The 11,859-nt window shown below is 62.6% G+C and carries 12 protein-coding genes and 1 pseudogene; 7 read left to right on the top strand and 6 right to left on the bottom strand.

Features of this window, described 5'->3' with window-relative positions; translation table 11 throughout:
- Positions 1-555 (bottom strand): annotated as a pseudogene (locus tag B7Y43_RS07945) (F0F1 ATP synthase subunit alpha); the annotation flags it as partial.
- A gap of 12 nt (positions 556-567) precedes the next feature.
- Complete coding sequence (locus tag B7Y43_RS07950) at positions 568-1,122, bottom strand: FoF1 ATP synthase subunit delta (protein WP_374131101.1); 555 nt, start codon at positions 1,120-1,122, stop codon at positions 568-570.
- A 251-nt stretch (positions 1,123-1,373) separates the two neighbouring features.
- Between B7Y43_RS07950 and B7Y43_RS07955 the strand changes: the two genes are divergently transcribed.
- The 4 genes from B7Y43_RS07955 to B7Y43_RS07970 all read left to right on the top strand — a co-directional run bounded on the left by B7Y43_RS07955 (position 1,374) and on the right by B7Y43_RS07970 (position 6,577).
- Entirely contained in the window at positions 1,374-3,119 is a 1,746-nt protein-coding gene (locus tag B7Y43_RS07955; RefSeq protein WP_374131102.1) for a methyl-accepting chemotaxis protein, read from the top strand.
- 103 nt (positions 3,120-3,222) lie between these two features.
- Positions 3,223-3,903, top strand: a complete 681-nt coding sequence (locus B7Y43_RS07960) for a dienelactone hydrolase family protein (protein ID WP_374131103.1) — start codon at positions 3,223-3,225, stop codon at positions 3,901-3,903.
- A 31-nt stretch (positions 3,904-3,934) separates the two neighbouring features.
- The gene (locus tag B7Y43_RS07965) at positions 3,935-5,188 is read left to right on the top strand and encodes a cation:proton antiporter (RefSeq protein WP_374131104.1); all 1,254 of its coding nucleotides are present in this window, start codon (positions 3,935-3,937) and stop codon (positions 5,186-5,188) included.
- Positions 5,189-5,320: 132 nt separating this feature from the next.
- Positions 5,321-6,577 carry an MFS transporter gene (locus tag B7Y43_RS07970; protein ID WP_374131105.1) on the top strand — a complete coding sequence of 419 codons (1,257 nt, stop codon included), beginning with the start codon at positions 5,321-5,323 and terminating at the stop codon, positions 6,575-6,577.
- A gap of 2 nt (positions 6,578-6,579) precedes the next feature.
- On the opposite strand, the gene B7Y43_RS07975 is transcribed toward B7Y43_RS07970, so the two are convergent.
- Genes B7Y43_RS07975 through B7Y43_RS07985 form a run of 3 tightly spaced genes read right to left on the bottom strand, consistent with a single transcriptional unit; the run spans position 6,580 to position 7,519 of the window.
- Positions 6,580-6,798: a helix-turn-helix transcriptional regulator gene (locus B7Y43_RS07975; RefSeq protein WP_374131106.1), complete on the bottom strand. Its 219-nt coding sequence runs from the start codon at positions 6,796-6,798 to the stop codon at positions 6,580-6,582.
- Positions 6,798-7,298, bottom strand: a complete 501-nt coding sequence (locus B7Y43_RS07980; protein WP_374131107.1) for a hypothetical protein — start codon at positions 7,296-7,298, stop codon at positions 6,798-6,800. Before B7Y43_RS07980 ends, B7Y43_RS07975 begins: the two co-directional genes overlap by 1 nt.
- Before the next feature lie 11 nt (positions 7,299-7,309).
- Positions 7,310-7,519: a hypothetical protein gene (locus B7Y43_RS07985; protein ID WP_374131108.1), complete on the bottom strand. Its 210-nt coding sequence runs from the start codon at positions 7,517-7,519 to the stop codon at positions 7,310-7,312.
- Between the two features lie 206 nt (positions 7,520-7,725).
- Here B7Y43_RS07985 and ada point away from each other — a divergent pair, with 206 nt between their 5' ends.
- The 3 genes from ada (at position 7,726) to B7Y43_RS08000 (ending at position 10,244) form a co-directional block, all read left to right on the top strand.
- On the top strand, positions 7,726-8,775 hold the full coding sequence (ada, locus tag B7Y43_RS07990) for a bifunctional transcriptional activator/DNA repair enzyme AdaA (protein WP_374131109.1): 1,050 nt from the start codon (positions 7,726-7,728) through the stop codon (positions 8,773-8,775).
- Positions 8,772-9,242: a DUF1203 domain-containing protein gene (locus B7Y43_RS07995; RefSeq protein ID WP_374131110.1), complete on the top strand. Its 471-nt coding sequence runs from the start codon at positions 8,772-8,774 to the stop codon at positions 9,240-9,242. The genes ada and B7Y43_RS07995 overlap by 4 nt, the downstream gene beginning before the upstream one ends.
- Before the next feature lie 63 nt (positions 9,243-9,305).
- Positions 9,306-10,244, top strand: a complete 939-nt coding sequence (locus tag B7Y43_RS08000; RefSeq protein ID WP_374131111.1) for a CPBP family intramembrane glutamic endopeptidase — start codon at positions 9,306-9,308, stop codon at positions 10,242-10,244.
- Here B7Y43_RS08000 and B7Y43_RS08005 read toward each other — a convergent pair.
- Positions 10,163-11,725, bottom strand: a complete 1,563-nt coding sequence (locus B7Y43_RS08005; protein WP_374131112.1) for a S1C family serine protease — start codon at positions 11,723-11,725, stop codon at positions 10,163-10,165. The genes B7Y43_RS08000 and B7Y43_RS08005 overlap by 82 nt on opposite strands.
- Positions 11,726-11,859: the final 134 nt, after the last annotated feature.

The following is an 11,859-nucleotide window of genomic DNA, read 5'->3' on the forward strand; positions in this document are numbered from 1 at the left end:
GTTGATGAAGGTGTCGATCGCGACGGCGGTCTTGCCGGTCTGGCGATCGCCGATGATCAGCTCGCGCTGGCCACGGCCGACGGGGACGAGCGCGTCGATGGCCTTCAGGCCGGTCTGGACGGGTTCGTGGACCGAGGTGCGCGGGATGATGCCCGGCGCCTTGACCTCAACGCGGCTGCGCTGGTCGGAAACGATCGGGCCCTTGCCGTCGATCGGATTGCCAAGGCCATCGACCACGCGGCCGAGCAGGCCCTTGCCGATTGGCACGTCGACGATCGTGCCGGTGCGCTTGACGACATCGCCTTCCTTGATCTGGCTGTCCGATCCAAAGATCACGACGCCGACATTGTCGGCCTCCAGGTTGAGCGCCATGCCCTGCACGCCGTTCGAGAATTCGACCATCTCACCGGCCTGGACATTGTCGAGGCCAAAGATGCGGGCGATGCCGTCACCGACCGACAGCACCTGGCCGGTTTCGGAGACTTCAGCCTCGGTGCCGAAGCTGGCGATCTGGTCCTTAATGACCTTCGAGATTTCAGCGGCGCGGATATCCATGGAATGAACCTTTTAGCCTTTCATCGCGTGCGCGAGGGTATTGAGACGGGTCTTGATCGACGAATCGATCATCTGGCTGCCGATGCGGACAACGAGCCCGCCCAGCAGCGATGGATCGACCGACAGGTCGACGGAAACTTCACGGCCAATCCGCTGGCGAAGCGATTGCTTCAGCGCGGTGACCTGATCGTTGGAAAGCGGGTGCGCCGAAGTGACCTCTGCGCTGGTCTCGCCCCGGAAACCGGCAGCAAGCTGGCGAAAGGCGCGGATGATCGCGGGCAGCTGGCCGAGCCGACGATTGTCAGCGAGCACGCCGAGAAACTTGCTCGTCGTCGCGTCGAGTTTCAGCTTTTTTGCAACCGCCGCAACCGCTTTGGTCGCGGCACCACGCGCGATCAGCGGGCTTGTCGTCAGCTGCCTGAAATCAGGCGACTGATCGAGTGCCGCGCGGACCGTTGCCAAGCTTGCTTCGACCTTATCGATCGCCTTTGCATCGCGCGCCAGTTCGAACAGCGCCGTTGCATAGCGTCCCGGTAAGCTCGCTTGAATACCGCCGGAAGTCTCCACGCGATTGAAATCCTCTTGGGAACAGGAAAATTGGCCCCATGCACAAACAGGGCGACAAAGCGCCCTCACTTGGGTTGCGCGGCTGCTAGCATCGGTGCCGCGTTGATGCAAGCCGGGTGTAGGTGGCGGGGCAATTGGCGCTGAATCGACCGAAAACTGTCTGTTTTCATATATCTGACACATTGGGTTAACCACTTATTGTCGCCTGCCCGGCCATGATGTTTGGGCAATTTCATCGTTGGACGATCTACATGGCATCGAATTGGACCCGGTGGATTGACCGGCTCAACGGACGAGCGGACACGATCGGTGCGGTCCTGCGCCGAGTGCTGATCGCGATGCTGGGTATCCAGGCGGTTCTGGCGCTGTCGCTGGTCATCGGTGCCTTTATGACGACCGGCACAGTCCGCCAGCTGATCGACGATCGCCTGAAGCCAATCGCCGAATTGCAGCATGTCATGGACGGCTATGCCGGGTCGCTGGCGACCGCGCACAAGGTGGAAAGCGGCAACCTGTCGGCATCGGGTGCGCTGACAACGATTGCGGCATCGCAGGCGACGATCCAGCTTAACTGGGCCAAATTTCGCCAGCATTCGGCGGACCCGGCTTACCGCAGTGATATCGCCGATATCGTGGCAGCGCGGGGCAACGCCGATCGCGCGATCGCTAAGCTCCAGTCGTTGCTGCAAGAAGGGCATGTCGACCAGCTCGAATTTTTCGTGAGCGGGCCGCTTTACGCGGCGATCGATCCGCTAACCGAATCGACCAATTCCTTGATGGACAAGCTGCGCGACGATGCGGCGCTGAAACAGGGATTTGTCCGTCACCGGGTGTTTCGCACTTATGCGATCGTATTTGTCTTGACGCTGCTGGCGGTCGTGGTCGGCTGGTGGGGGATGCAGATCGTGGCACGGCGGATTACCCAGCCGCTCGCTGAAATTGCCGTCGTTACACAATATATCACGGACGATCAGCTCGACGCTGCCATTCCCGGGCTCGATCGCACTGATGAGATTGGGGCAATTGCGCGAGCGCTGGCTTTTGCCCGCCAACGCTCGATCGATGCCCGCCGACTCAGTGAGGACGGCCGCCGCGTCGAGGACACGCTCCATCGCAACCAGATGAAGGCGCATGCCGCCGACGCCAAGCGTGCAGCGGATCTCGACGCGTTGTTCGCGGTGTTCGAACGGGAGGCGGGCGTGGTTGTCGCCGGGTTGAAATCAGCCGGGCCGCGCCTGCGCGACGCCGCAGCTGCCATGTCCGATGAAGCGGCTGAGGCTGAACATCACGCGCTCGCCACCGCATCACTGACCGACCAAAGCGCCGCCAGCGTGCGGACCATTGCACAATCGAGCAGCGCGCTTGCCACCGCAATTGATCATATCAGCCGGGCGGCGCATGATTCGCGGGGCGGGGTCGGCACGGTTCGTGTGCGGACAATTGCGGCGCGCGATCATGCCGAATCGCTTGGTGCGCTGGTGAGTGAAATCGCCTCGGTGCTTGATTTTATCGCGGTGATTGCTGGCCAGACGAATTTGCTGGCGCTGAATGCGACGATAGAGGCGGCGCGGGCCGGGGCCGCCGGTCGTGGTTTTGCCGTTGTTGCGGAAGAAGTGAAGGGGCTGGCGCGGCAGACCCAGGCAGCCGCGGGCAAGATCGAGTCCCGGCTGGCCGCCGTGCGGGCGGCGAGTGCCACGGTGCTGACCACCATAGAATCGATCGATACGCTGGTCGCCGGGCTTGATCAGTCGGCCACCAATGTCGCTGATGCGGTCGAACAACAACGCGACATGACGCGGCGCATTGCGCGTGCCATTGCAGAGGTGGAGGATGGTACCGCCAACGCCGCCACCAATATGCAAACGCTGCATGGTCGGGCAGAGCGCGCGCGCGGTACCGCTGGCGATCTGGCGCACACGGCCGATGATGTTGCCGGGAATGTCGATCAGCTCCGGGCGCAAATCAACCAGCTGATTGCGGATGTTCGGGCAGCGTAAATGATAAAGTCCGGGCGCGTCATTCTTTGACTGGTGCCTTGTCCTTGCTGCGCTAAGACGCATCGGCAATATCCCTGTTGCGGGAAGGCAGGCGGAGGGCGCGATGTCGAACGGTCAGATGAAGAAAATGGCAATGGCCGATGGCGCTGAGATCGCCGTTTATCATGTCGAGCCAATCGGTACTCGGCGGGGTGGGCTGGTGCTGGTCCAGGAAATCTTCGGCGTGACCGATCATATCCGCGAGTTGTGCGATGAATATGCGCAGGATGGCTATGAGGTGCTCGCCCCCGCGCTTTACGATCGCGAACATCCCGGCTTCGAGGCTGACTATACCGGCGAGGATTTCGCCCGCGCGGTCGAGCTGGCGCGTGATCTACATCCCTTCGATCTCAGCCTGAGCGACGTGCAGACCTGTATCGATTTACTCGTCCCCACAGGGCCGGTTTTCATGGTGGGCTATTGCTATGGCGGATCGATCTGCTGGTTTGGCGCGACGCGGATGCACGGTCTCGCGGCGACATCGGGCTATTATGGCGGCCTGATTCCGGCGGCCGCCGATGAGGAGCCCAAAATCCCCGTGCTGCTCCATTTCGGCCGCTACGATAGCGGCATCCCGATGGAGGGTGTTGACAAGGTGATCGCCAAGGATTGGCCCAACGCGACGGTCTATGTCTATGAAGCCGGGCACGGCTTCAACTCGGACCGGCGCAAGGATTATCACGAACCCAGCGCCGATCTGGCGCGCGAACGCACGCTGGAATTCTTTGAGGCGAATGGGGGGTAACGAAGCCCGAACGAAAGTTGCGGCATTCCTCATGAACACATCCGAAGTTTTCCTGATCGCGATGCTGCTGATTTACAGCGTGCCCTATCTTGTCTGGCGGCTGGGGCGGACCGAGCATTATGCGCCGTTGGTCGTGGTGCAGATCATCGGCGGCATCCTGCTGGGGCCGGGTGTGCTGGGCGCTGTGTATCCGGGCTATTATGCCGCCGTCTTCGATCCGCAGGTGATCGGTGCGCTTAACGGCATCGCCTGGTGGGCGGTGATGATTTTCGTCTGGATCGCTGGCATCGAGCTCGACGTTTCGCAGGCCTGGGCCCGGCGGGGCGAGACCGCGCTGACGGCTGGCCTCGCGCTGATCGCGCCGCTGGTGGCGGGTGGCGCAGCGGCGGTGGTGATGCTGACATTGGGGACCGGCTGGATCGGCGAGGCGGGCCAGCCGTGGCAGGTCGTGCTGGGCATCGGCATGGCCTGCGCGGTCACGGCATTGCCGATCCTGGTGTTGTTCCTTGAAAAGCTCGACATTCTGCGTGAGCCGATCGGCCAGCGGATCCTGCGCTATGCCAGCGCGGACGATGTCGCGATTTGGGGCGTGCTCGCCCTGATCCTGCTCGACTGGCAGCGGATGGGGCGGCAGGGCGGGTTCCTGATCGGCTTTGCGGTCGCTGCCTGGCTGATCCGGTGGCTGATGCCGCGCATCCCGGCGCGCGACCGCTGGTATGTCGGGCTGATTTGGCTGGCCGCATGCGGATTCGCGGCGGATTGGTCCGGGCTGCACTTCATGGTCGGCGCGTTCCTGTCGGGCGCGGTGCTCGACGCGCGTTGGTTCGATCGCAAGGCGATGGACGGGTTTCGCGACAATATCCTGCTGGCGGTCATGCCCGTGTTTTTCCTGAGCACGGGCTTGCGCACAAACTGGGACGTCGGCGGCGCGGCCGTGTTTGGCGCGGCAGCGTTGCTGCTGGCGGCATCGGTGGCGGGCAAGCTGGCCGGAGTCCACTTGGCCGGTCGCCTGCTGAAATGGGCACCGGGGGAGGCGTCTGCGGTCGGCTGGCTGTTGCAGACCAAGGCGCTGATCATGATCATCTTCGCCAACGTCCTCCTCGATCGGCACATCATCACCGGGGCGACCTTCACGGCGCTGCTGCTGATGGCGGTGGCGAGCACGATGCTGACGGTACCCATCGTGACGCCCAAATTGCAGCGGCTGAAACGCGGCGCATTCGCTGTCGTCGATGATGCTGGTCCGATTAGTGGGATTGACGACGGTTCTTTGGCCAAGCGCTGATTGCCAAGCCCAGAACATCACTGATAGCCCGGCGGCAGCTGTCCAAGCCACTTGACTGGCTTCGAAACATATCGTCGACGGGACCAAAGCAATAAAAGGCGGGCCGCATGGGCGCGCGCCAAAGGAGAAGCGATGACGCCTGAGGGGGCAAAGGCCCGGGGATCAACCCGATCGATGCTCGCGCTGGTGGCGATGATCGTGTTTCTCGATATCGCGGGCATTGGCCTGATCGTGCCTGTCATGCCGCGGCTGATCATCTCGCTGACGGGCGTGACGATCGATCGCGCGGCGGAGCTCGGCGGCTGGCTGCTCTTTGCCTATGCGGTGATGCAATTCCTGTTCGCGCCGGTGATCGGTGGTCTGAGCGATCGGTTTGGCCGACGGCCGGTGTTGCTGCTGACATTGTTTGCGCTGGGTATCGATTATGCGCTGATGGCCTGGGCACCGACTCTGGAATGGTTGTTCGTTGGCCGCGTGATTTCGGGCGTGATGGGCGCGACCTTTGCCGCCGCCAATAGCTGCATTGCTGATATCGTGCCGGCCGAGGATCGTGGCCGGGCGTTTGGCGCGATTGGCGGGGTTGGGGCGGCAGGGTTTGTCCTCGGGCCAGGGATTGGCGGTCTGCTTGGCGGGTTTGGTGAACGCGTGCCGTTCATGGCGGCGAGCGGCCTGGCGCTGGGCGGGGCGCTGATCGGGTGGTTCGTGTTACAGGAAACGCTGCCGCCAGAGCGGCGGCGCGCTTTTTCGATGCTGCGCGCCAATCCCATCGGCAGTATGGTGCACATGGCCAAAGTGCCGCTGGTCCTTGGCTGTTTGGTGGCGATCCTTTTCATGCAATTGGCTGCACAATCGCAGCTGGCGGTCTGGAGTTTTCAGGGGATTGCCCGCTTCGGCTGGAGCCCGCTGGTGATCGGTCTGACCATCGCGTCATACGGGGTGCTGCTGATCGTCGCGCAGGGATTTGCGGTTGGGCCTTTGGTCACCAGGTTCGGTGCACAACGCGTGGCGGTGGTTGGGGCCGCCTGTGGCATTCCCTCCTATCTCATTTTGGCGACGGCCCCCAACACTGGGATCATCATGACGGGCATGGTGGTCGGCGCGTGCTCTGGTGTCGCCTTTCCGGCGATGCAGCAGTTGATGACCCGGCGCGTTTCGGAGGATGCGCAAGGCGAGCTGCAGGGGGCGATTGCCAGCGTCGCCAGCCTGACAGCGATCGTCGGCCCGCCGCTGATGACCGGCGTGTTCGGGGCTTATGCCGATGCGCAGGGGGTGTATTTTCCCGGCGCGCCCTTCCTGCTGTCAGCCATGCTGTTCTGCGTTGGATGGGCGGTGCTGATCATTGCGATGGCGCGCCATCAGGACGAGACGATCGTCCCGAATCGACCATAGGGTCAGACGATCCCGCCCTCATCCGCATAATCGAGCAGGTCGGCAGGTTTGCAATCAAGCTCCTGGCATAGTTTCTCGAGCGTTTCGAAGCGCACGCCCTTCACCTTGCCCGATCGCAGCAGCGACAGGTTGGTCTCGCTGATACCGATGCGCTGGGCGAGATCCTTGCTGCGCATTTTGCGGCGCGCGAGCATCACATCGAGAGTGACGATGATAGGCATCAGACGATCTGCTCGTTATCGGCCTTGATCGCCGCTGCGACCGCCTGAACCTGGCCAAGCAGCCGAATCGCAAGTCCGACCCCGATCAGTGCAATCTGGGTGGAGATATAGGCGCCGGTCACCGCGTCCATTGTATCACTGGCCGGCCCAACGAACAGCGCGAGCACCCCGCTCGCGGTAAGCCAGTCGCCCAGACGCCCGACAGCGCGCCCGCTTTGGGGCGTCAGCACCGCGCCGCTGCCATATGCCTTAAACAGTCCGCGCGCGGTCCATACCGCGCCGAGCAAGGCGACGCTCGGCAGTGAACGCGCCGCGATTTCACCCAGATGGGCAATCGCTGATATCGCGTCAGGCGTGCCAACGCTGAACAACACGGCCTTGATCGGCACATAGCTGACTTGGCTGAACAGCAGGAAACAGGAAATGCTGAACGCCCATTCAAAGGCTTTCTGCAATGATTGGCTTTGGCGCTGGAGCGCTTCGATTTGGGTGGTCTGCACGAAAAACCTCCTCAGCGTGCGGTGACGCGGACGAGCAGCACGACGCTGCCAACCGCGATTTCGGTGGAAATGGTGGATGGCATGGATCGATCGACCATCGACGCAGTGGCGCGGTTCGCGCTCGACCAGCCAAGGGCCGCGACAATAGCGATCCCCGTCGCAAACACGATGTGCGCCGCCAATCGCGGAACGATGCGCAGAAGCGCGGTTAAGGGTAGCATATGGGTCCTTTCAATGATTCGCGTATAATTTACGTGAAACATAAATTTAAATACGACATACGTCAATAGATTTATCTAATGGCAGTGCGCGGCGCGTTGCCCCCTTGATCGTTTTGAATCCCGACGCTTTTTCATGTCGCGGTATCAATTGTTTTGATCGCAACTCCTGGGATGTGACGGCGCGGGCCGGTGCGTATATCGGTGCCATGAGCAACACCCACATCCCAACCCAGCCAATCGATCCGGACGCAGCCTGGGCCGCCTTCATCGCCCGCGATCGGCATAGCGATGGCCGCTTTGTTGGCGCGGTGCTGACCACGGGCATTTACTGCAAACCAAGCTGCCCGGCTCGGCACCCCAAGCGCGAGAATGTCGTGTTTTACCGTGACGGTGCGGCGGCGGCAGCGGCGGGGTTTCGGGCATGTCTGCGCTGCAAGCCCGATGAGGTCGGGCGAGACCGGGTCGCTGTGGCGCGAGCGGTCGCGCTGATCGAGGGAGCGGAGGAGACGCTGGGGCTGGACGAGCTGGCCGCGATGATTGGCTATGCGCCGCATCATTTTCACCGGTTGTTCAAGCGCGCGACCGGGGTGACGCCGGCCGCCTATGCGCGTGGACTGAAAGCGCGGGCGGCCGCGCAGGCATTAATGAAAGAGGCGAGCGTGACCGAGGCAATTTATGAAGCGGGCTATTCCGCCCCGAGCCGTTTTTATGAAGGGGCGGGCAAAAGGCTGGGGATGACGCCGAGCATCTGGAAGCGCGGCGGGGCCGGGGTGACGATTCGCTGGACGATCGCCGAGACCAGCCTGGGGCCGATGCTGGTGGCCGCGACCGACAAGGGATTGTGTCGCGTGTCCTTTGATGAGGGCGAAGCGGCGCTCAGGGCGCGCTTCCCCAACGCGGAGATCACGCCCGGTGGCGCGGCTTTGGCCGATCTGGCAGCGCGCGTGGTGGCGAGTGTCGAGAGCCCCGATCGCGATCAGGATCTGCCGATCGACGTGCAGGGCACTGCCTTTCAGGAAGCGATCTGGCAGGCGCTGCGGCAAATTCCGCTGGGCGAAACGCGCAGCTATGCCGAACTCGCCGCCGTCGCGGGCAACCCAAAGGCGGTTCGCGCGGCTGGTACCGCGTGTGGCGCAAATCATGTCTCGATCGTCATTCCCTGCCACCGCGCGCAGCGCAGCGACGGGACGATGGGCGGCTATGCTTACGGCGTCGATCGCAAGATCGCGCTGCGCGACCGGGAGGGGGTGAAATGAACCAGTATCAAATCAAGGGCCTGCCGATCGATCAATTTGCCGCGCTGTTCGGGCGAGACGATGCCGATCTTGCCAAATGCAATGCCGTGCGCGTGACGGCGGACCACAAGCCTGGCTATCCCTGCCGGGTTACGCTGGAAGATGCCGAACCCGGCGAGACGCTGTTGCTGATCAATTATGAGGATCACCGGGTCGCGTCGCCCTACCGGCACAGCTATGCCATTTATGTGCGTGAAAACGCGATCGAGTCTGCGTCGCTGCGCGGCAAGCTGCCTCAAGTCTTCGCGAACCGCCCAATCGCTTTAAGGGCCTTTGACAGCGATGGCATGTTGCGTGGGGCGACGCTTGCGCTGGCAAACGACGTCGACGACAAGATCGCGCAATTGTTTGCCGATCCGACGATTGCTTATCTGCACGCCCATAATGCGGCGCATGGCTGCTTCGCCGCCCGGATCGACCGCGGCTGAATTGCGCTGCATCCTGGGTCAATGCTTGCTATGCAGAACGATTGAACCAGGGGAACGCCGATTATGAATCCGAGCATCGCCAAGCCGCGTGGCAAGACCCTGCTGTGGCGCATCCTGCATTTTCCCCTGATCACGTTGGTGGTCGCGATCGGCGTGATGATGGGCGCCAGTATCGTTGCGACCAGCCTGGCCGCCGTGGTGGGCGCACGGAGCGACAGTAATTGGGCGATTGTCGGCGGCAGCCTGGTCGCTGGAGTATTTGTGATCGCCTATATCGGCTTTGGGCGATTTTTTGAGCATCGCCGGGTCACCGATCTGGCGCTGAAGGGGGCTGCGCTCGAACTGCTCATGGGCCTGGCGATCGGTGCCGGGCTGTTCTGCGCTGTAGTCGGCGTGATTGCGCTACTCGGCGGCTATGAAGTGATCGGTACTCAGCCGGCTGACGTGCTTTATCCGATCATCGGCATCTCGATCGTTTCAGGCGTGACCGAAGAGATCATGCTGCGCGGCCTGTTTTTCCGGATCATCGAAGGATGGCTGGGCAGCTGGGTGGCGCTGGTGTTGTCGGCGGCCTTGTTTGGTGCACTGCATCTCGGCAATCCCAACGCAACATTGGTGGCTGGCGGGGCGATCGCGATTGAAGCCGGGGTGATGCTGGCGGCGATTTACATGGTCACGCGGCGGCTCTGGGCGGCAATTGGCCTGCACGCGGCGTGGAACTTCACCCAGGGCGGCATTTTCGGCATCCCGGTATCGGGCACCGATGTGCAGGGGATCCTGGTGCCGCGCATCTCCGGCCCCGAATTGCTGACCGGTGGAGACTTTGGTGCTGAAGCGTCACTGCCGGCGATGCTGATCTGCACCGCTTTTGGCATTGGGCTATTGGTGCTCGCCAGCCGCCGCGGGCAGGTGATCAAACCCTATTGGGCGCGGCGTGGCTCGGCTGCGGCGGGCGAAGACGTGGCCGCAGGGGCGGCTTCCGGCGCCGGGTTGCAATCATAAACCAGCCACTCATCGGGGCGTGACGGCAGCGCATCGCGGATCGCGGTTTGCTGGCGGGCGAGCAATTGGCGATCCGCCTCGCTTGGTGTGCACGCCTTTTGCTTGACCGCACCGCGCAGCGCGCGCGCTTGCTTCATCTGCGCTGCCGTCAGCAGATAGCGGCTTTCCGAATAGCTGCGCGTCGCCAGATCATATTCCAGGATGGAAACGGTCTGCTCGTCATTGGGCACCAGGATCCGATCCCATTTCGCGCCGTTTTCGGCATATTGGGTACGCCCGTTCATGCACCCATCGGGCTGCCAATCGATCAGGACATCGCCAGGGTTGGAAAGGTTGATCCGGCTGCGGTCCGGGGCGATTCGACAAACCATCTTGCCGAACGTGGCCTGGACGATTGGCGTGGGGCTGGGTTCAGGCGGTGGCAGTTTCACGTCGCCAAAGGGGCGGGTGAGAAAAACGATTGCGGCGGCTATGATCAACACGCCGCCACCGGCCGCTGACCAGATCGCCCCTTGTCGCCGCCGCCGCGATTCAAGCAGTCCGGCGCCGCCAATCATCATCGCGCCCATCACCAGCAGCACCCCGGCGATGGCGATTACATTCTCCCGCTTGCGCTCGGCGGCGACCTGCGCCTTGTCGAGCGCCAATTGCTGTTGCAGCGCTTCGCGCGCCGCATTGGCCTGGGCATCGGCGGCGCGGGCTTCGGCAGAGCGCAATTGCGCGTCCCGGCCCTGGCGCAGGCGTTCGTCGGCGCTGATGCACGGTGCGGCTGTTTGCGCGAAGGGCTGCTTTGCTTCTTGCAGAAAGGCGACGAGCTCGCTGTCGGCGACCGCGAAGCCAAAGCTTGAATCGCCTTCTTCCGCTTTGGTGATGGCCGAATTGGCCCCAATCACGCGACCGCATGTATCGAGCAGCGGCCCACCCGAATTGCCGCGCGCAATGCCGGCGGTGTGGAGCAGCACCTGAACCCCGGTCAGCTTGCGAATGCCCGCAAAGCCGCCCTGTGATCGGACCGGGCCCAGCGGCTTGATGAAATCAGCCGCACTCTGCGCCGTGGCGACATCGACATTACCGGGATAGCCAAGCGCAATCACGGATTCGCCATCCGTTACTGCCCCAGGGAACAGGGTAAGCGGAGGCAGCCTTGTGCCGGTAAATTCAATCAGCGCCAGATCGCGCTGGGCATCATAGGCGATCAGCTTGCCCTGATAGCTTTTGTCGCCTTCTGATGGCACAACGCCGATCACGACATTGTCGGGATAGCGCGCTGCCAGTTCGACGACATGGGCATTGGTGACGACCCGATTGGGGGCGATGGCAAAGCCGCTGCCGTGCCCAAACCCGACCACTTCGCTTTCAGCGGAGGCGATCGTGACTATCCGAACAACCCCGCGCCCGGCGGCGGAAATATCGTCGGCTCGGGCGGGCATTGTGCTGAACATCAGCAACGCCAATCCTGCAATAAGGCGCGAAATCAGCATGCCATCAGCCCAATTGTGAGGCCGACTCTCTTTCAGGAAAGTGGCTTTCATTCAAGCGCTGTCAGCGCAATTTCACGATACCGGCAATTAGCCCTTTTGGTTGTCGTTCGATAGGTCAGCCGATCCGCGACCCT

It is taken from the genome of Sphingomonas sp. 28-62-20 (assembly GCF_002281505.1).

Coding starts and splice junctions, on each gene's coding strand:
- B7Y43_RS07970 (WP_374131105.1), top strand. CDS start 5,321: ATGACGCCTGAGGGGGCAAAGGCCCGGGGATCAACCCGATCGATGCTC.
- B7Y43_RS08000 (WP_374131111.1), top strand. CDS start 9,306: ATGAATCCGAGCATCGCCAAGCCGCGTGGCAAGACCCTGCTGTGGCGC.
- B7Y43_RS08005 (WP_374131112.1), bottom strand. CDS start 11,725: ATGCTGATTTCGCGCCTTATTGCAGGATTGGCGTTGCTGATGTTCAGC.
- B7Y43_RS07965 (WP_374131104.1), top strand. CDS start 3,935: ATGAACACATCCGAAGTTTTCCTGATCGCGATGCTGCTGATTTACAGC.
- B7Y43_RS07960 (WP_374131103.1), top strand. CDS start 3,223: ATGTCGAACGGTCAGATGAAGAAAATGGCAATGGCCGATGGCGCTGAG.
- B7Y43_RS07955 (WP_374131102.1), top strand. CDS start 1,374: ATGGCATCGAATTGGACCCGGTGGATTGACCGGCTCAACGGACGAGCG.
- B7Y43_RS07975 (WP_374131106.1), bottom strand. CDS start 6,798: ATGCCTATCATCGTCACTCTCGATGTGATGCTCGCGCGCCGCAAAATG.
- B7Y43_RS07985 (WP_374131108.1), bottom strand. CDS start 7,519: ATGCTACCCTTAACCGCGCTTCTGCGCATCGTTCCGCGATTGGCGGCG.
- ada (WP_374131109.1), top strand. CDS start 7,726: ATGAGCAACACCCACATCCCAACCCAGCCAATCGATCCGGACGCAGCC.
- B7Y43_RS07995 (WP_374131110.1), top strand. CDS start 8,772: ATGAACCAGTATCAAATCAAGGGCCTGCCGATCGATCAATTTGCCGCG.